Source organism: Arthrobacter sp. SPG23, from assembly GCF_000876655.1.
GTDB lineage: Bacteria > Actinomycetota > Actinomycetes > Actinomycetales > Micrococcaceae > Arthrobacter.
Genome location: NZ_JYCN01000014.1, coordinates 57101 through 74669, shown reverse-complemented (window position 1 = coordinate 74669; position 17569 = coordinate 57101). Strand labels below are relative to the sequence as shown.

The 17569-nt window shown below is 65.2% G+C and carries 18 protein-coding genes and 1 tRNA gene; 6 read left to right on the top strand and 13 right to left on the bottom strand.

From position 1 onward, the window contains the following. Window positions 1–41: 41 nt before the first annotated feature. Window positions 42–908, top strand: a complete 867-nt coding sequence (locus TV39_RS22495; protein WP_235347301.1) for a hypothetical protein — start codon at window positions 42–44, stop codon at window positions 906–908. A gap of 95 nt (window positions 909–1003) precedes the next feature. Here TV39_RS22495 and TV39_RS07075 read toward each other — a convergent pair whose 3' ends face one another. Continuing rightward, window positions 1004–2620: a solute symporter family protein gene (locus TV39_RS07075; RefSeq protein WP_043480034.1), complete on the bottom strand. Its 1617-nt coding sequence runs from the start codon at window positions 2618–2620 to the stop codon at window positions 1004–1006. Next, the gene (locus tag TV39_RS07070) at window positions 2617–2997 is read right to left on the bottom strand and encodes a DUF485 domain-containing protein (RefSeq protein ID WP_028272139.1); all 381 of its coding nucleotides are present in this window, start codon (window positions 2995–2997) and stop codon (window positions 2617–2619) included. The genes TV39_RS07075 and TV39_RS07070 overlap by 4 nt, the downstream gene beginning before the upstream one ends. 198 nt (window positions 2998–3195) lie before the next feature. Here TV39_RS07070 and TV39_RS07065 point away from each other — a divergent pair, with 198 nt between their 5' ends. The 4 genes from TV39_RS07065 to TV39_RS07050 are packed head-to-tail and all read left to right on the top strand — an operon-like array spanning window position 3196 to window position 7009. After that, a complete protein-coding gene (locus TV39_RS07065; RefSeq protein WP_043480265.1) occupies window positions 3196–4413 on the top strand; it encodes a sensor histidine kinase in 1218 nt (405 codons plus the stop codon). Window positions 4414–4435: 22 nt separating this feature from the next. Continuing rightward, window positions 4436–5155, top strand: coding sequence for a LytR/AlgR family response regulator transcription factor (locus TV39_RS07060; protein ID WP_043480032.1), 720 nt, complete (start codon window positions 4436–4438; stop codon window positions 5153–5155). Continuing rightward, window positions 5152–5502, top strand: coding sequence for a DUF485 domain-containing protein (locus tag TV39_RS07055; protein WP_043480030.1), 351 nt, complete (start codon window positions 5152–5154; stop codon window positions 5500–5502). The genes TV39_RS07060 and TV39_RS07055 overlap by 4 nt, the downstream gene beginning before the upstream one ends. 7 nt (window positions 5503–5509) lie before the next feature. Further along, window positions 5510–7009 carry a sodium/solute symporter gene (locus TV39_RS07050; RefSeq protein ID WP_043480028.1) on the top strand — a complete coding sequence of 500 codons (1500 nt, stop codon included), beginning with the start codon at window positions 5510–5512 and terminating at the stop codon, window positions 7007–7009. Between the two features lie 44 nt (window positions 7010–7053). On the opposite strand, the gene TV39_RS07045 is transcribed toward TV39_RS07050, so the two are convergent. The 6 genes from TV39_RS07045 to rpsB all read right to left on the bottom strand — a co-directional run bounded on the left by TV39_RS07045 (window position 7054) and on the right by rpsB (window position 12044). After that, entirely contained in the window at window positions 7054–7638 is a 585-nt protein-coding gene (locus TV39_RS07045; protein WP_043480027.1) for a DivIVA domain-containing protein, read from the bottom strand. Window positions 7639–7715: 77 nt separating this feature from the next. Next, window positions 7716–8636, bottom strand: a complete 921-nt coding sequence (locus TV39_RS07040; RefSeq protein ID WP_043480025.1) for a phosphatidate cytidylyltransferase — start codon at window positions 8634–8636, stop codon at window positions 7716–7718. Then, window positions 8636–9193 (bottom strand): ribosome recycling factor, encoded by a 558-nt coding sequence (frr, locus tag TV39_RS07035; protein WP_043480023.1) that lies wholly within the window; start codon window positions 9191–9193, stop codon window positions 8636–8638. The genes TV39_RS07040 and frr overlap by 1 nt, the downstream gene beginning before the upstream one ends. 111 nt (window positions 9194–9304) lie before the next feature. After that, complete coding sequence (pyrH, locus tag TV39_RS07030; RefSeq protein WP_043480021.1) at window positions 9305–10042, bottom strand: UMP kinase; 738 nt, start codon at window positions 10040–10042, stop codon at window positions 9305–9307. A gap of 148 nt (window positions 10043–10190) precedes the next feature. Then, window positions 10191–11027 carry a translation elongation factor Ts gene (tsf, locus tag TV39_RS07025; protein ID WP_043480020.1) on the bottom strand — a complete coding sequence of 279 codons (837 nt, stop codon included), beginning with the start codon at window positions 11025–11027 and terminating at the stop codon, window positions 10191–10193. A 135-nt stretch (window positions 11028–11162) separates the two neighbouring features. Then, on the bottom strand, window positions 11163–12044 hold the full coding sequence (gene rpsB, locus TV39_RS07020) for a 30S ribosomal protein S2 (protein ID WP_043480018.1): 882 nt from the start codon (window positions 12042–12044) through the stop codon (window positions 11163–11165). A gap of 452 nt (window positions 12045–12496) precedes the next feature. Between rpsB and TV39_RS07015 the strand changes: the two genes are divergently transcribed. Beyond that, entirely contained in the window at window positions 12497–13021 is a 525-nt protein-coding gene (locus TV39_RS07015) for a M23 family metallopeptidase (protein ID WP_043480263.1), read from the top strand. Between the two features lie 31 nt (window positions 13022–13052). Here TV39_RS07015 and TV39_RS07010 read toward each other — a convergent pair whose 3' ends face one another. The 5 genes from TV39_RS07010 to TV39_RS06990 all read right to left on the bottom strand — a co-directional run bounded on the left by TV39_RS07010 (window position 13053) and on the right by TV39_RS06990 (window position 17524). Continuing rightward, entirely contained in the window at window positions 13053–14243 is a 1191-nt protein-coding gene (locus TV39_RS07010; RefSeq protein WP_043480016.1) for an acyl-CoA dehydrogenase family protein, read from the bottom strand. A gap of 244 nt (window positions 14244–14487) precedes the next feature. Then, window positions 14488–14561, bottom strand: a tRNA-Ile gene (locus tag TV39_RS07005). 128 nt (window positions 14562–14689) lie between these two features. Beyond that, entirely contained in the window at window positions 14690–15886 is a 1197-nt protein-coding gene (locus TV39_RS07000; protein WP_043480014.1) for a glycosyltransferase, read from the bottom strand. A gap of 109 nt (window positions 15887–15995) precedes the next feature. Next, window positions 15996–16901 carry a DMT family transporter gene (locus TV39_RS06995; protein ID WP_043480013.1) on the bottom strand — a complete coding sequence of 302 codons (906 nt, stop codon included), beginning with the start codon at window positions 16899–16901 and terminating at the stop codon, window positions 15996–15998. Continuing rightward, window positions 16901–17524: a CDP-alcohol phosphatidyltransferase family protein gene (locus TV39_RS06990; protein ID WP_043480011.1), complete on the bottom strand. Its 624-nt coding sequence runs from the start codon at window positions 17522–17524 to the stop codon at window positions 16901–16903. The genes TV39_RS06995 and TV39_RS06990 overlap by 1 nt, the downstream gene beginning before the upstream one ends. Between the last annotated feature and the right edge of the window lie 45 nt (window positions 17525–17569).

Below are 17569 nucleotides of genomic sequence, written 5' to 3'. Positions count from 1 at the left end.
AATCAGGCAGTGGCCAGGCCGGCTGCCGGAAAGGCTTGATCTTGAGCAATCCTCAGGAACCGTACCAGCCTGCCGAACCGGGCGCGGGCGAACGGCGCCGGCGGCAGCAGCCTCCTCCCCTCCCGCCGAACGCGGCCCCTCAACCGGGAGTCCCGGAACAGCCGCCGCTCCCGACATATGAACCCTCGGGCCAGCAGCCGCCCGCTCCGCACTACGGCGCCCCCGGACAGGAAGTCCCGGGACACGGGGTTCCCGGACACGGGGTTCCCGGACAGGGGGTTCCCCACTACGGCGAACCGCAGTATGGGCAGCCACAGCACGGGCAGCCACAGTACGGCCCTCCCCCGTCCGCGGATCCCGGCACAGGATACCCGCAGCAAGGAATCCCGCAGAACGGCCAGCCGCAGTACGGCGGGGCGCCCTACGGCGCGCCGGCCGTCCCAGGGCCCTATGGCGTTCCCGGCCAGCGGCCACCGGCCAGGAGCCGCAAGAAACTGTGGATCATTCTGGGCATTGTGGGTGGAGTGGCGCTGCTCGCCGTCGTGGGAGTGGTGCTGCTGGTCAACGTGGTGGGCGGCGCAACGGCCAAAGCCAAGGGCCTGGCGGAGGATTTCACGCGGCTCGTCATTGCCGGGGACACCGACACCGCATATGACGACTTCCTCGACCCGGCCCTGCAGCAGAAGCTCTCCAAAGAGGAATTCGCCGCCGGAGTCCAAAGCCTCGAACTGGACGAAACCTGCAAGCCGACGTACAACGACTTCAAGGTGAGCAGCGAGAACGGCAACAACGCTGCCGACGTCGCCGGGATCATCAGCTGCCCGAGCAAGGAAGTAGACCTGGCTTACCGTTTCGACGGCAACAAGGACATGAAGATGATCAACATCAAACTGCGGCCGAGGGCCTGAACGCCGGCTACCTGAGAACAGCAGGACACAAGAGGAGCTCCCGTGATTCACGGGAGCTCCTCGTGTGTGTCAGCTATGCCTGGGCCAATCAGGGATTAGTGGTCCACTGCCTTCTCGGCGCCGACGCCGGTCAGGGAACGGACTTCCATTTCGGCCTGCTTGGTGGTGTCTTCCAGATTCTTGTCCAGCACCGAACCGAGCCAGCCCAGGAAGAACGCGAGCGGGATGGAGACGATGCCGGGGTTGCTGAGCGGGAAGATCGCGAAGTTGACGCCCGGGATCATGGACGTTTTCAGACCCGAAACCACCGGCGACAGGGCAATGAGGATGATCGCCGAGCCAAGCCCGCCGTACATGCTCCAGATGGCGCCCTGGGTGGTGAACTTACGCCAGAACAGCGAGTACACAATCGTGGGCAGGTTCGCAGACGCCGCCACCGCGAAGGCGAGCGCCACGAGGAACGCCACGTTCTGGCCGTTGGCGAAGATGCCGCCGGCAATGGCCAGGAGGCCGATGACCACAACGGTGCGCCGTGCAACCTTGACTTCCGTGTCGGCGTCGGCCTTTCCCTTGGCGATGACGCTGGCGTAGATGTCATGCGCAAACGATGCCGCCGCGGTAATGGTGAGGCCGGCGACGACCGCCAGGATGGTGGCAAAGGCCACCGCCGAGATGAAGCCGAGCAGCAGCGGGCCACCGAGGTGGAATGCCAGCAGCGGTGCAGCCGAGTTGACGCCGCCCGGCGCACCCTTGATCGTGTCAGCACCGACCAGTGCCGCGGCACCGTAGCCCAGCACCAGCGTGAACAGGTAGAACAGGCCGATCAGCCAGATGGACCAGACCACGGACTTGCGGGCTTCCTTGGCGGTGGGAACCGTGTAGAAGCGCATCAGCACGTGGGGCAGGGCCGCGGTGCCAAGCACGAGTGCCAGGCCCAGGGACATGAAGTCAAGCTTGGAGGTCTCGGTCTTGCCGTACTGCAGGCCCGGGTTGAGCATGTTCGGGTTGCCTGACGTTTCCACCGCGCCGCCCAGCAGGTCGGAGAGGTTGAAGCCGTAGATGGCGAGGACCCAGAAGGTCATGACGGCAGCGCCGGCAATCAGCAGCATCGCCTTGATGATCTGGACCCAGGTGGTGCCCTTCATGCCGCCAATCAGTACGTACATGATCATCAGGGCGCCGACGACGATGATGACCAGCGCCTGTCCGCCCCAGTCGCTGATGCCGAGGAGCAGGGAGATCAGGCTACCGGCTCCGGCCATCTGCGCCAGCAGGTAGAAGAAGCAGACCGCAAGGGTGGAGATGGCTGCCGCGATGCGCACGGGGCGCTGCTTGAGCCGGAAGGAGAGCACATCGGCCATGGTGAACTTGCCGGTGTTGCGGAGCAGTTCGGCGACAAGAAGCAGGGCGACGAGCCAGGCGACCAGGAAGCCGATGGAGTACATGAATCCGTCGTAGCCGTTGATGGCGATGGCGCCGGTGATCCCCAGGAACGAGGCCGCCGAAAGGTAGTCGCCGGCGATGGCGGTGCCGTTCTGCGGGCCGGTGAAGGAGCGTCCGGCAGCGTAGTAGTCTGCCGCCGTTTTGTTGTTGCGGCTGGCCTTGATCACGATGACCATGGTGATTGCCACGAACAGGCCGAAGATGCCCATGTTCAGCAGGGTGGTGTCCTTGAGATCCGCAACGTTGACTGCGGGAACCATAAGCGTCATTTTGTTACCCCGCTGATTTTGTTGCCTTCTTTGTCGAACTCGTGGCCCTCGATTTCATGGCGGATTTCCGCCGCGATGGGATCAAGGCGCCGGTTGGAGTAGCTCACGTACCAGCCGGTGATGGCGAAGGTGGAAACAAACTGCAGCAGGCCAAGGATCAGCCCGATGTTGATGTTGCCCCATACCTTGGTGGACATAAAGCCCACGGCGTAGTCGGCCAGGAGGACGTATGCGAAGTACCAGAGCAGGAACGCAACGGCCATTGGAAAGACAAAGCTGCGGTGACGCTTGCGCAGTTCCTGGAACTGCTTGGTCGATTGGACTTGCTTGAAGTCCACGGACGCCGCTGCGTCCGGAGTTGGGGCATCGTTACCCATCATTCCTCCTCATTGAGACTTGCCGTCCACACCGACTGCCCCGCCCACCCGCAGACAGTCCCAGCCAATGTGACTGCAATCACTGTCTCCCGTGATGCGGCTTACATCCAGAGAAGGCCGCCGCGGCGTCGCTCAGCGGTCCCGATGCTGCGCCAAACGGTGCCCCGCGGCCACGCCGGGCAGGATACGCTGGGCACCATGCCGGACTCCCCCCTGTTCACCGCTGCCGCCATCGCCGTGATCGCGATGGCGATCGCCGTCGTCGTCGGCGTTGGGCTCAAAGTCCTGCGGTCCTTCCGGGAGCTGGGCACCGATGCGGAACGGGCCACCTACAAGACCCTGCATGCGGCCTCGAGGGCCGGCCAGCACCTCCGCACCGGACTCAACCCCGCAGGCGCGGCCAAGGCCAGCCGGCAGCTCCGCACGATTCTGGGCTGCGACGCCCTGGCCATTACCGACACCTCGGGAGTGCTCGCCTGGGACGGCGCCGCGGAGGAATTGAAACCGTCCCTGATGGGACTGGCCGCCAAAGTGCTCGACGGCGGCCACACGGCAGTGATCCCGGCCGGCGAACTGCAGATGCTCGCCGGAGACACAGCCTCCGGTACGATCACGCCCGACGTCGAACGCGCCGTCGTCATCGCCCCCATCAAGGCCGGCGCCAGGGTGGTGGGAGTCATTGCGGCGTTCGCGCCGTCGGCAGGCGCCGGACTGGTCCGGGCCACCGGCGAAGTGGCCGACTGGGTGGCGGCGCAGGTTGAGCTCGCTGAACTCGACGCCTCCCGGACCCTCCTGATGGAGGCCGAGGTCCGCGCCCTCCGCGCCCAGATCAGCCCGCACTTCATCTACAACTCGCTCAACGCGATCGCCTCCTTCATCAACACGGACCCCGTGCGGGCACGGGAGCTGGTGGTGGAATTTGCCGACTTCACCCGGTACTCCTTCCGCCGCCACGGGGACTTCACCACCCTTGCCGAAGAGCTCCGGTGCATCGACCGCTACCTGCTGCTGGAGCGGGCCCGGTTCGGCGACCGCGTGCAGGTGAGCCTGCGGATCGCCCCGGAGGTGCTGAGCACCGTGATTCCGTTCCTCAGCCTGCAGCCACTGGTCGAAAATGCCGTCCGGCACGGGCTGGAGGCCAAGGAAGGTCCGGGCCACATCACCATAGCGGCGAACGATTCCGGCGCCTTCGCGGAGGTAACGATAGAGGACGACGGCGTGGGGATGGATCCCGAACAGCTGCGGTCCATGCTGGCGGGGCACAGCGACGGCGACCACGTGGGGCTGCGGAACGTGGACGCCCGGCTCCGCCAGGTCTATGGCGAAGACAACGGCCTGGTCATCGAAACGGCACCCGGGGAGGGGACCCTGATCACCATGCGTGTCCCCAAGTCCCAGCCCGGCCACGACGCGTGAACCGCGGCAGTACTCTAGAACCATGATTAACGTCCTCGTCGCTGACGACGAGCTGCCCGCCGTCGAGGAACTCGCTTTCCTGCTTGGTCGTGACGGCCGGATCGGGGCCATCCACCGGGCATCGTCCGGCGCCGAGGCCCTTCGTGTGCTCGACGCCGAGACCGTGGACGCGGTGTTCCTGGACATCCATATGCCTGCCCTGTCCGGCCTGGACATCGCCCGGGCCATCGCACGGAGCAGCAATCCCCCGGCTGTTGTCTTCGTTACCGCGGACGAGGACTGCGCGCTGGAAGCGTTCGAACTCGCCGCCGTCGACTACCTGCTGAAGCCCGTGCGCGCCGAGCGCCTTGCCAGGTCGGTGGGCCGCATCAGTGAACTCATGAAGGACGGCGCCGCAGCACCGGAAATGATCACGGTGGACCTCGGCGGCACCACCCGGATGATCCGGCGCGACGACGTCACGTACGTTCAGGCCCAGGGCGACTACGCCCGCCTGCACACGGCCGACGCCAGCTACCTCATCCGCGTCCCGCTGGCCGACCTGGAGCAGCAGTGGGCCGAGGCCGGGTTCATCCGCACGCACCGGTCCTACCTCATCGCCCTCAACCACGTCAGCCACATGAAGCTCGCCGCGGCCCGGCCCACCGTGACTGTGGCCGGGGCCGAGCTGCCCATCAGCCGCCGCCACCTGCCGTCTGTCCGGGAGAAACTCGAAACCACCCGGATCCGGCCGCAGGCATGACCCGGGTCAGGGTGACGGCCCCGCGTTCCGCCGCGAAGCCGGTGCGGGATTCCCGCGAAGCCGCCGAGGAGTCGGACGTGGGGCAGGTGTTCGTCAGGTCCCTGATCCGTTCCCAGCTGCGCCTGGCGATCGTCGTGGCAGCGGGCTTCCTGCTGATCCTGCTGGCATTTCCGCTCCTGCTGGGGCTGGTCCCCGGGCTGGCGGAAGCTGAGATCGCGGGAATCCCCTTCGGCTGGCTCCTCCTCGGCGCGGGGATCTACCCCGTGATCGGGCTGAGTGCCTGGCTGTACATCCGCACGGCCGCCCGCAACGAGGCCCGGTACCGGGACCTGGCGGAGGGCGGGTGAGGCGGCTGTGAACCCGGTGGTCGGCATCGCGGCCTTCGTGGCGGTTTCGGTGGCCACCGCCGTCATCGGGTTCTACGGGTTGCGGATTTCACGAACCACGGGCGACTTCTACGTGGCCTCCCGGACGGTCCGCCCCTGGTGGAACGCCTCCGCGATCGGCGGCGAGTATCTTTCGGCAGCCAGTTTCCTGGGCGTGGCAGGCCTGGTCCTGCTTTCCGGGACGGATGCCCTCTGGTTCCCCATCGGCTACACGGCGGGATACCTGATGCTCCTGTTCTTCGTGGCCGCGCCGCTGCGCCGCTCGGGCGCCTATACGATTCCGGATTTTACCGAAGTGCGGCTGGATTCCCGGCCGGTCCGCCGGGTCACCAGCCTGGTGGTTGTGGTGGTGGGCTGGCTCTACATTGTGCCCCAGCTCCACGGGGCCGCCCTGACGATCCGCATCACCACCGGGCTTCCGTCCTGGGTTGGGTCCGTGGCGGTGGTCATCGTGGTGTGCCTGACGGTTATGGCGGGCGGGATGAAGTCCATCACCTTTGTGCAGGCGTTTCAGTACTGGCTGAAGCTGACAGCCCTTGCGGTGCCCATCGTGTTCATCGCCCTCGTGCTGGCGGGCAACGGGGCGTTTTCGGTGGCCGAAGCCAACAGCAACCCCACCGGCCTGGCACCGACAGGTCCCTACCAGAACATCTCGCTGCTGGTGGCGCTGCTCTTTGGAACGCTGGGGCTGCCGCACGTCCTGGTGCGGTTCTACACCAACCCGGACGGGCAGTCGGCACGCCGCACCACGCTGATCGTGCTGGGGCTGCTGTCCGTTTTCTACCTCTTCCCCACCGCCTACGGGCTGATTGGGCGGATGTTCGCGCCGGACCTCGCGCAGGGCGGCAGGTCGGATGCGCTGGTCCTGCTGCTGCCGGGCCGGCTGATCGGCGGTCCGGCCGGGGATCTGCTCTCGGCACTGGTGGTGGCGGGGGCTTTCGCAGCGTTCCTGTCCACCACATCCGGGCTGGTGGTGTCCCTGGCCGGCGTCATCAGCCAGGATGTCCTGGGCGGAAGCGTCCGTGGCTTCCGGCTGGCCGCGCTTATCTCGGCAACCGTTCCGCTGGGCTTCGCCTTCATGACGGACTCCCTGGCCCTGGCCGGCAGCGTTGGCCTCGTGTTCGCGTTTACGGCCTCCACGATCTGTCCCGCCCTGCTGCTGGGGATCTGGTGGCGGGGCCTCACCGATGTCGGAGCCATCGCCGGGATGGTGACCGGCGGTGTCCTGTGCGGCGGCGCCCTGGTTGCCGGCGCCTTGTCCGGGCCGGCCATGTCCGGTGCCGCGATGCCGCAGTGGCTGGCGCAGCCGGCAGCCTGGACGGTGCCGGCCGCGTTCGCCGTCATGATCGTCGTTTCGCGTGCCACGAAGGGCCGCGTGCCGAGGACGCTCACGAAGGTCATGACCAGGCTGCACACTCCGGAACGTCCGCTGGCCACCGAACGCCAGGGAACCACGGAACGCCCGTAACAGACCACGGAACGCTCAGCGTAACCGCCGAACGCGCGTGAACGTCAGTCGATGGCCGCCATGAGCTCGACGACGCGGTCCAGGAACGCGTCCACCTGGGTTTCCTCGTAGCCGTCCTTGCCCTTGGCCTGGCGGAAGACCGCCCGGCGGACGTTGTCGACGCTGAGCGGCTGGTCGTGCTCGAGGTAGCCGACGAGGTCGTGGCACAGGTTGTCCACGTCCACGGTGTTGTAGCTCCGGACGCGCCCGCCCGCGGGCCGGCGGAAGCGTTCGCCGTCGGGACGGTGGAGGCGCCCCCGCAGGAGGCCGGACAACTTGCCGATCTCGCGGAGCCAGGCTTCCTCGCCGCGGGCTTCGATGAGTTCGTCGCGCTCGCGCCGCGCGAAGGCGTCCTCGAGGCGGTCCAGGGCAGCGTCGACCCCGGCAGCGGCGTAGCCGCCCTTGACGGGATCAAAGCAGACCGCCCTGACATCGGCGCTCTTGATGACCTGGGCGGCTGATCCCGGATTCTCGAATGAAACCCGTGCGCGCTGGAGGAACTGGTCCACCTGCTTGGCGTTGTAGCCGTATTCGTTCCGCTGCACGCGGTCAAAAGACGCAGGTATCTGCCGTTGAATGTCCACTGTCACTTTGCTTCCTTCAGTGCTGTTCAGCTGTTTTGCTCCGCACCAGTCTAAGGTGCCGGGTTGTTGCCGGGCGGGAGGCCTCAGGCTCCGGAAACAGCTGTGAACAGGATAAACGCCGCCGGGGAGGCGAACACGATTGAGTCCAGCCGGTCCATGACGCCGCCGTGACCGGGCAGGATGCTGCTCATGTCCTTGATGCCGAGTTCCCGCTTGACCATGGATTCGGAGAGATCGCCGATGGTTGACGCTGCCACCATGCCCACGGCGAGCACCACACCGACCCACCACGGCTTATCTAGCAGGAAGAGGCAGGCCAGGACGCCCACGGCAATGGCGCCGGCGATGGACCCCGCGAACCCTTCCCACGATTTCTTGGGGCTGATTTTGGGCGCCATGGGATGCTTTCCGAAGGACGCGCCCACCAGGTAGCCGAAGGTGTCGTTGGAAACCACCAGCAGGAGCATCGTGGCGATCTGCCACGCACCCGGCGGAACCACACCGCCGGGCCACAGGCCCACCGGCGTCACGCTTCCCACCCCGTGCAGCGGCAGGATCGCGAAGCTGATGAAGAACGGAACCCATGCCAACGTAAAGACCCCGGCAAAGATGCTGCGGGCAGATCCGGCGGCGCTCTCGATGGTCCGCCACAGCAGCACGGCCACGCTGCTGGCCAGGAGCGCAAACAGCAGGCTTTCCAGTCCGCCGAAGTAGGCGGCCAGCGGCATTCCCACGGTGCCCACCATCACCGGAACGATGGGCAGGCGCGTGCCGCTGACCTCAAGGGCCCGGAAGATCTCCCAGACGCCGAACACCGCGAAGGTGGTGGTGACCAGGACAAATCCGAGCGGCAGGAACAGGAGACCCCCCAATACGGCGAAAAGCATTGCCAGACCCACCGCCGTGGCGGCCGGAAGGTTCCTTCCTGCCTTGGGCGTCGGGTTGGAGCGCTGCTTCCCCCGGACCCGGACCCTTGGTCCGGGTGCCTGCTGTGCCTGATCCATCAGACCTCGAGCAGCTCGGCTTCCTTGCGCTTGAGCAGATCGTCGATGCCGTCAACGTGTGCCTTGGTGATGGCGTCGAGTTCCTTCTCGCCGCGCGCTCCCTCGTCCTCGCCCGCTTCGCCGTCCTTGACCAGCTTGTCCAGGGTTTCCTTAGCCTTGCGGCGGATGTTGCGGATGGAGACCTTGGCGTCCTCACCCTTTGCCTTGACGATCTTGACGTATTCCTTGCGGCGTTCCTTGGTCAGTTCCGGAATGGTGATCCGGATGACGTTGCCGTCGTTGGACGGGTTGGCGCCTACCTCGGAGTCGCTGAGGGCCCGCTCGATGTCGCGCAGGGCCGTCTTGTCGAACGGGGTGATCAGGATGGTGCGGGCGTCGGGAACGGCGAACGATGCCAGCTGCTGCAGCGGGGTGGGCGAACCGTAGTAGTCCACCAGCACCCGGTTGTAGAGGCCCGGAGTGGCACGGCCGGTACGGATCGACGCGAAGTCTTCCTTGGCTACCTCGACTGCCTTGTCCATCTTGTCCCCGGCTTCGAGCAAGGTCTCTTCGATCACGGTCTCTCCTCAGAAATTGGTGCACCCCGGATGCCCGGAGCAATGCACGGTTCGTTCCGTCTTTGCGGCCCGCCCTGCGGGCCGGCCTTCCTCAAATCATCCTAGCTGTTGCTAGGGGGTGACTACGGTGCCAAGCTTCTCTCCGCGGATCGCCCGGGTCACGTTGCCTTCGCCTTCCATGCCGAAAACCACCATCGTGAGGTTGTTGTCCTTGCACATGGTCATGGCGGTCTGGTCCATCACGCGGATGTCGCGGCGCAGGGCGTCGTCGTAGCTGAGGTGGTCCAGCTTCTCGGCGTCGGGATCCTTCTTGGGGTCGGCGGTGTAGACGCCGTCCACGCCGCTTTTTGCCATCAGTACGACGTCGGCGTGGACTTCCAGCGCGCGCTGGGCAGCCACGGTGTCGGTGGAGAAGTACGGGAGCCCGGCGCCTGCACCGAAGATCACGACGCGGCCCTTTTCCATGTGGCGGATGGCCCGGCGGGGAATGTATGCCTCAGCAACCTGGCCCATGGTGATGGCGCTCTGGACGCGGGTCTCCACGCCGGCCTGCTCCAGGAAGTCCTGGAGCGCAAGGCAGTTCATCACGGTGCCCAGCATGCCCATGTAGTCGGCACGGGAACGGTCCATGCCGCTCTGGGACAGTTCGGCGCCGCGGAAGAAATTACCGCCGCCCACGACGATCGCAACCTCGACGTCGGGAACTGCCGCGGCGATCTGCTTGGCGACTCCGCGGACGGTGTCCGGGTCCACGCCCAGCTTTCCGCCGCCGAAGACCTCGCCGGAGAGTTTCAGGAGGACGCGACGCCGGCTCTTCTCTGACTGGACAGAATTGTTGACGGTTTCCATGGTGCCTTCCCGTAAATGCGCTCTGAGCTAGGTTATCGTGCCGGATGGCCAAAGGTGTCATTTCCCCGGGCCGTAAGTGCAGCCTGCAGGGCTGCGGTTGCATGCAAAAGGGGCGGCCACCGAAGTGACCACCCCTTTGCGTGTCTAACTAGGAACCGACGCGGAAACGCGCGAATGCGGTGCCCTTGACGCCGGCCTCTTCGAGGACCTGCGCCACAGACTTCTTGGCATCCTTGGCGAATGCCTGGTCAACCAGCACCTCACCCTTGTAGAAGCCCGTAACGCGGCCTTCCACAATCTTGGTCATGGCTGCCTCGGGCTTGCCCTCGGCCTTGGCCGTTTCCTCGGCGATGCGGCGCTCGGACTCGACCAGCTCGGCCGGAACGTCTTCGCGGGTCAGGTAGTTCGGAGCCATGGCGGCAATGTGGACGGCGACGTCGTGTGCCGCGGTTGCAGCCGCTTCGCCTTCGCCGTCGACGGCGAACAGGACGCCGACCTGGGCCGGGAGGTCCTTGGAGGTCTTGTGCAGGTAGGCATCAACCGTGCCGCCCTCGAGGCGGGAGATACGGCGGACAACAACCTTTTCGCCCAGGATTGCGCCCTCTTCGACGACAACCTCGGACAGCGGCTTGCCGTCAACTTCGGTGGCCAGCAGGCTTTCGATGTCGGCTGCGCCGGACTCGACTGCGACAGCCAGGACCTTGTCGGCCAGCTGGATGAACTTGTCAGCCTTGGCTACGAAGTCGGTCTCGCAGTTAACCTCAATCATTACGCCAACGCCGCCGGCAACCTTGGCAGCAACCAGGCCTTCTGCGGTGGAGCGGCCTTCACGCTTGGTAGCGCCCTTCAGGCCCTTGATGCGGATGATCTCGATGGCCTTTTCGGCGTCACCGTTGGCTTCGTCAAGAGCCTTCTTGACATCCATCATGCCGGCGCCAGTGCGCTCACGCAGAGCCTTGATATCAGCGGCAGTGTAGTTCGCCATGTGAACCCCTCTGTCTAGAAATTTTGTGTGGTGTACGGACTGACAGGACGGCAGCTCACCGAGTGAGCGGCCATCCTGTCAGAAACCCCCGGCACTGCGGACAGTGCCGGGGATGGTCCAGATTTATTTGTCTGCCTACTTGGCAGCGTCGGCTTCGCCGGCAGCAGGCTCGGTGGCCTCGGCAGCTGCCGGGGCTTCCTCTGCCGCGGCGGGAGCTTCTTCTGCAGCAGCCGGAGCAGCTTCTTCAGACTTGCTGCCTTCGAGGAGCTCGCGCTCCCACTCGGCCAGCGGCTCTTCCGGAGCTTCCGTGGTGCCCGTTGCACGCTGGTTGCGGGCGATCAGGCCCTCAGCAACTGCGTCGGCAACAACGCGGGTCAGCAGGTTGACGGAGCGGATGGCGTCGTCGTTACCCGGGATCGGGAAATCGACTTCGTCCGGATCGCAGTTGGTGTCCAGGATGGCAACAACCGGGATGTTCAGCTTCTTGGCCTCGTCAACGGCGAGGTGTTCCTTCTTGGTGTCCACGATCCAGAGCACGGACGGTGCCTTGGTCAGGTTGCGGATACCGCCGAGGTTGGTCTCGAGCTTGGTGAGTTCACGGCGAAGGAGCAGGAGTTCCTTCTTGGTGTACGCGGAGCCGGCAACGTCGTCGAAGTCGATCTCTTCGAGTTCCTTCATGCGCTGGATGCGCTTGGAGACCGTCTGGAAGTTGGTCAGCATACCGCCGAGCCAACGCTGGTTGACGTACGGCTGGCCAACGCGGGTGGCCTGCTCGGCGATGGATTCCTGCGCCTGCTTCTTGGTACCGACGAAGAGCACGGTGCCGCCGTGGGCAACGGTGGCCTTGACGAACTCGTAGGCACGGTCGATGTAGGACAGCGACTGCTGCAGGTCAATGATGTAGATGCCGTTGCGTTCCGTGAAGATGAAGCGCTTCATCTTCGGGTTCCAACGACGGGTCTGGTGTCCAAAGTGGACGCCGCTGTCAAGCAGCTGGCGCATAGTTACGACGGGCATGCCGACGCTCCTTCCGGCAGGTCATTCATGAGAGAGCCCATGGCTCTCTTACCCTGCCAATAGTTGACGGTTGATTAGCTTCGCCCAGGCGGGCGTTGCTCCTGGCATCCCTTGCACTTCTCATCAGGACCGTTGCCGGGCCTGACCGTAAGAGGCACAATCCTCCGCAGCCTGAAGCCTGGGCTTCGGAACGGGAGGGCTGGATGCGCGTAGTCAGCCACTGCTCCCCCACACCCCTGAATGAGACGTGCTGACGAGAACGTCCGGAAGGACCAAGCGACCAAGAGGAGGCATGAACCGCCGGCCGGGCATCGTTGAGGGCACAGCAAACTGCTCCGTCAAGTGTACTACAGCGGCCCCACCGGATCAGACCATTTTCGGGGGCGGGCGCCTTGTCCACATAGCGACGCACGCCCCTTCCGGCAGGCACGCCGGGATTGCAGGCTGAAGGCATGAAAGTCCGCGCCGTCCCTGCCGCCATCCTGCTCTCCATTTCAGCCATCGCCCCGGCCTCCGGCCCGGTCGGGACGGCTGGTGCAGCTGCTGGGCCCGGCGCCTGGGACTGGCCGCTGTCACCCAGGCCGGCAGTGGTCCGCGCGTTCGATCCCCCGGACAAACCGTGGATGAGCGGGCACCGCGGCGTGGACCTCCAGGCGGCGGCCGACGGCGCCCCGGTCGCCGCCCCGGAGTCCGGAACCGTCAGCTTCGTGGGCGTGGTGGTGGACCGGCCCGTGATCACTATCGATCACGGCAATGGGCTGCGCAGTAGTTTCGAGCCGGTCGAAAGCGGTCTTTCCACCGGTGCCGCGGTGTCGAGGGGAGACGTAATCGGAACGGTGGCGAGGGGTCATTGCGCATCCCTGCCGTGCGTGCACTGGGGTGTACGCCGGGGCGAGGAGTACATCAACCCGCTGTCCTTGGTCACAGACCTGCGGCCCTCCATCCTGCTTCCCGCGACTAGACGGAATGGAGGGTGAAGGGCCGCAGGTGCACAGCTTTCCGGATTGGCTACACGATGGCTGAAATCCCGGTGATGGCACGCCCAGTCACCAGGGTGTTGATCTCGTGGGTGCCCTCATAGGAATAGATCGCCTCGGCGTCGGAAAAGATCTTGGCCATCTCGAAGTCCGTGACAATGCCGTTGCCACCGAGGAGGCTGCGGCCGATGGCAACGCTTTCGCGCATCCTGGCCGTCGTGAAGGCCTTGGCAAGGGCGGACTGCTCGTCCTTCGCCTCGCCGGCGTCTTCAAGCTGGGAAAGCCGGACCATCATGCCCATGGAGCTGACGGCGTTGCCAAGAATCTGCACCAGCTGGTTCTGCACCAGCTGGAAGGAAGCGATCGGCCGGCCGAACTGGCTGCGCTCCACGGCGTAGCGCCGGGCCACGTCGAAGGCCGCGAGCTGCTGGCCGACAGCCTGCCAGGCGACGGCGAGCCGGGTCACTTTCAGGACCTTGTTGGTGTCGCGGAAGCTGTTGGCATGGGCGAGCTTGAAGAAGTCCGGGACCACGACGTTGTCGAGCGTGATGTCGGCGTTCTGGACGGTCCGAAGCGAGATCTTGTTTTCAATCTTGGTGGCGCTGTACCCCTCGGTCCCGGTGTCAACCAGGAAGCCCTTGACCTGGTTGTCAGCCTCGTCACGGGCATAAATGACCACCCAGTCCGAGAACGTGGCATTGCCGATCCAGCGCTTGGCGCCGTTGAGGATCCAGCTGCCGCCTTCGCGGCGGGCAGTAGTGCGGGTGCCGCCGGCAACATCCGAACCACCCAGCGGCTCGGTAAGGCCAAAGGCGCCGATCTTCTTCAGCGAGTAAATGTCCGGCAACCAGGCTTCCTGCTGTTCCTGCGAGGCGAGGGCCTCAATGGAGCCGGTGAACAAGCCGTCATGCACACCCAGGAAGGTGGCGATGGAGGTGTCCGCGCGCGTGGCTTCTGCGTGCAGGATTCCGGCGAACAGGTTGGAGTACCCCTGGCGCCGGACGGGGCTGACCAGGTCGATCTCGGCCAGCTTCGGGATCAGGTCCATCGGGAACTCGGCCCGGTTCCAGCAATCGACGGCTATCGGCTTGACCTCGCGGTCCAGGAACTCCCGGACTTCGGCCAGCCGGTCGCGTTCCTTGCCGCTGAGCAACTGCTCGAACGCGAAGAAGTCGCCGTCGGCGTACGGCAGGTTGTTGATGTCGATAGCAGCTTTGGACATGGGGTTCCTTCACGTGTGATCAGCAGCGACCAGAAGACGCCGACGTCGCGCCGGCGATTAAGTTACTGATGAGTAACATACCGCAGCGGAGTGTGGCGGGCAAGCGGACACAGGGTCTTTGCACGCCCCGGGCGGCAAACAAAAAAGAGCCGTGGCCGATGTTTGAACATCGGCCACGGCTCCCTGGCAGGGGCGCTGTCGGCGCATGCGACCGGCTTCCCGTGCCGGGCGCTGTAACTTCTCGTAGGGCTACTCGGACTTGAACCGAGGACCTTAGGATTATGAGTCCCGCGCTCTAACCAGCTGAGCTATAGCCCCGTGCGCCCCGCGGACCGCCGGCTCCTCAGGGAGCCTCGGCAGTTCCGGGGCAAAAACACTCTAGCAATAGTAATCGCCCGAGACGCGCACCAGCACCAGGGGCGTGCGGGGATTACCCGCCTTCGGGGTTACACCACTTTGTCGTCGTAGGTGGCGCCGCGGTAGAGGTCTTCGAACGTCTGAAGGGTCCCCTGGATGCTGTGCGGCTCCACCATGCAGCGGCTGGCCCTGCCCATCGCTGCAAGGTCTTCAGCCGGAAGCTGGAGGATCCGGGTGATCTTGGCGGCGAGGTCGTCGCTGTCGTTGGGAGTGAAGAGGTAGCCGTTTTCACCGTCGCGCACGAGGTGCGGCAGCGCCATCGCATCCGCCAGCAGCACCGGGGTGGACGCGGACATGGCCTCCAGAGTGACCAGGGACTGGAGCTCAGCTGTTCCCGGCATGCAGAACAGGTCCGCCTTGATGTACGCCTCGCGCAGTTCGGAGTCGCTCGCCAGGCCCAGGAACTTCACCCGGGATTCCAGTCCCAGCCGTGCCACCTGGGCTTCGAGGGCGGCGCGGACCTCGCCTCCCCCGACGATCTCCAGGTGGACATTCAGCTCTGCCGGGGTCTTTGCCACCGCATCGATGAGGACGTTGACGTGCTTCTCCTCGGCGAGGCGGCCCGCGAACAGCACGGTGGGGTACGGGTGCCGCTCGATCACCTCACCCTCGCGGAGTTCATAGGCTGCCGAATCAATGCCGTTGGAGAGCGGCAGGACCTTGCGCAGGAAGGCGTGCTGGTGCATGGCCTTGGCGGCGAGCGGAGTGGGCGTGGTGACAACGTCAGCCCGGCCCATCACCTTGCCCATGTCCTTCCAGGAAATGCGTCCCACGATGTCCTTGAACCACTGCGGGAATGGCAGGAAGGGGTTGAGGTTCTCCGGCATGAAGTGGTTCGTGGCTATGATCCGCACCCCGCGACGCTCGGCTTCGTAGAGCACGTGCTCGCCGATCATGTAGTGGCTCTGGATGTGCACCACGTCCGGCTTGACCCGGTCGAACAGGAGGCTGATCTCCTTCTTGATCTCCCAGGGGAAGGTGATGCGGAAATACTCGTGCGTGGGAACTGAGTGGGAGCGGATCCGATGAACCGTACCCTCCGCACGGAACTCGGTGAAACTCTTACCCTTGTCCGGACGGCATGCCAGCACGTGGACGTCGTGTCCGCGGGCGGTCATGCCCTTGGCCAGCCGGTATCCGAATTGCGCGGCTCCGTTGACGTGGGGCGGGTAGGTGTCCGCAGCAATCAGGATGGTGAGTGGGTGCTGGCTGTCGGGCAAGGTCACGTGGAGAGCTCCTGGTGGTCACGGTGCGGTCAGCGCTGGCTGTGGCGGCCGGCTGTCCCTCGGCGCTCTCGCGCCGGGACTTCAGGTGAAGTCTGGGTATCAGCCGCCCCTAGGACACCCGCCCCGCTGCCTTGCGCGCGTCCTTCTTGCGCTTGGTCACTTCGGGATGGTGCCGCGAGAGGGCGATTACCCCCACGATAGCAAGGGAAGCGGCCGCCCCCATGGCAATCGCCAGCACGGCGTGGACATCCGGCCGGAGTTCGCCGAGGATGGCGATGCCGATGGCGATTCCCACAATGGGGTCAACAACCGTAAGCCCGGCTATGACCAGGTCCGGCGGGCCGCCGGAGTACGCCGACTGGACAAACCACGAGCCCAGGCCGCCCGCTGCGGCGATGGCCACCACCGAATACCACTGCACGTTGAGCAGAACCAGCCCGTTGGGGTCCAGCAGGTGCTTGCCGATGATGCGGGTCAGCACTGCCACGAAACCGAAGAGCACGCCTGCCCCCAGAATGTAGATAAAGGCGCTCATCCGGTGCTTGAACACCAAAGCCAGCGTGCCGAAGAGGCCAACCGCGAGGGCGAGCAGCAGCACAATGGTGAGTTCGTCGTCGAAACTCACGTGATGGTTTTCCTGCGTCACATTCACCGCAAGCAGGACGAACATCGCAGATCCGGTGACACACGCCGAGATGGCAACCACCGTGGCACGGTTGATGCTCAGGCCCTGGTCCTTGGCGTTAACGACAGTGGTGATGACCAGTGCGATTGCCCCGATCGGCTGCACCACCGTCAGCGGCGCCGAAACGAGCGCTACAGCGTTCATCGCCATGCCGGCGCAGAGCAGCAACAGACCGAAAACCCAGCGCGGATTGCGGATGAGCCGAAGAAAGCCGTGCGAGCTGAGCGCAAGGCCGCCGGTGTCGGCCTTGACCGCACTGCCTTGGCGTTGCGCGCCGATCGCCAGGCAAAAGGCACCCAGCACCGCCAGGAAGACGGCGAGCCACACCATCAGCCGCGTCCGCCGTCGTCCGCAGCCTTGAGCCGGCCCTTACGGATGATGGCCCAGAAATAGTTGTAGGCCGCCACCCAGTGGCCGATCAGCCCGAGGCCAAGGAAGATCCACGCAGCGACGAAATACAGCTCGGTCAGGGGGATGGGCAGCTTGGCGAGCACCAGCAGCGGGGTGCCAACGAGGAGGAGCGCAGTCCGGATTTTTCCGATCCGGCTGACCGGGAGGTCCGGGTGGCTGTGGAAGTAGTACAGCGAAACGGCCATCAGGATGGCATCCGGAACCACCAGGGCGGTCAGGTACCACCATTCCACGACGCCCGCGATCACCAGGGTGACGGCGACGGCAATGAGCGCCATCCGGTCGGCCACCGGATCCATGATCCGGCCCAGCCTGGACGTCTGGTTGAAGCGGCGGGCGATGTACCCGTCCACCCAGTCCGTGCTGCCCATGACCACCAGCACGATCGTGGCGAGGGCATACTCCTTCTGACCCAGGACCAGCCAGATGAAGAGCGGCACGCCCATGAACCGGACAACAGTCAGGATGTTGGGGATGGTGAAGACGGCGTCGCTGTCCACATGGCGCTGGCCCGGACGTGCGCCCGCGTTGATGAACTTCATCCCTAACCTCCTTCCCTTGCCGCTTGGACTGCCTGGGTGGTGCCG

What these genes read in the sequence shown, in the direction of transcription:
- TV39_RS07015 (WP_043480263.1), top strand. Translation starts at nt 12,497, where the DNA reads ATGAAAGTCCGCGCCGTCCCTGCCGCCATCCTGCTCTCCATTTCAGCC.
- tsf (WP_043480020.1), bottom strand. Translation starts at nt 11,027, where the DNA reads ATGGCGAACTACACTGCCGCTGATATCAAGGCTCTGCGTGAGCGCACT.
- rpsB (WP_043480018.1), bottom strand. Translation starts at nt 12,044, where the DNA reads ATGCCCGTCGTAACTATGCGCCAGCTGCTTGACAGCGGCGTCCACTTT.
- TV39_RS06995 (WP_043480013.1), bottom strand. Translation starts at nt 16,901, where the DNA reads ATGGTGTGGCTCGCCGTCTTCCTGGCGGTGCTGGGTGCCTTTTGCCTG.
- TV39_RS07040 (WP_043480025.1), bottom strand. Translation starts at nt 8,636, where the DNA reads ATGGATCAGGCACAGCAGGCACCCGGACCAAGGGTCCGGGTCCGGGGG.
- TV39_RS07065 (WP_043480265.1), top strand. Translation starts at nt 3,196, where the DNA reads ATGCCGGACTCCCCCCTGTTCACCGCTGCCGCCATCGCCGTGATCGCG.
- TV39_RS07010 (WP_043480016.1), bottom strand. Translation starts at nt 14,243, where the DNA reads ATGTCCAAAGCTGCTATCGACATCAACAACCTGCCGTACGCCGACGGC.
- TV39_RS06990 (WP_043480011.1), bottom strand. Translation starts at nt 17,524, where the DNA reads ATGAAGTTCATCAACGCGGGCGCACGTCCGGGCCAGCGCCATGTGGAC.
- TV39_RS07060 (WP_043480032.1), top strand. Translation starts at nt 4,436, where the DNA reads ATGATTAACGTCCTCGTCGCTGACGACGAGCTGCCCGCCGTCGAGGAA.
- TV39_RS07055 (WP_043480030.1), top strand. Translation starts at nt 5,152, where the DNA reads ATGACCCGGGTCAGGGTGACGGCCCCGCGTTCCGCCGCGAAGCCGGTG.
- pyrH (WP_043480021.1), bottom strand. Translation starts at nt 10,042, where the DNA reads ATGGAAACCGTCAACAATTCTGTCCAGTCAGAGAAGAGCCGGCGTCGC.
- TV39_RS07075 (WP_043480034.1), bottom strand. Translation starts at nt 2,620, where the DNA reads ATGACGCTTATGGTTCCCGCAGTCAACGTTGCGGATCTCAAGGACACC.
- TV39_RS07070 (WP_028272139.1), bottom strand. Translation starts at nt 2,997, where the DNA reads ATGGGTAACGATGCCCCAACTCCGGACGCAGCGGCGTCCGTGGACTTC.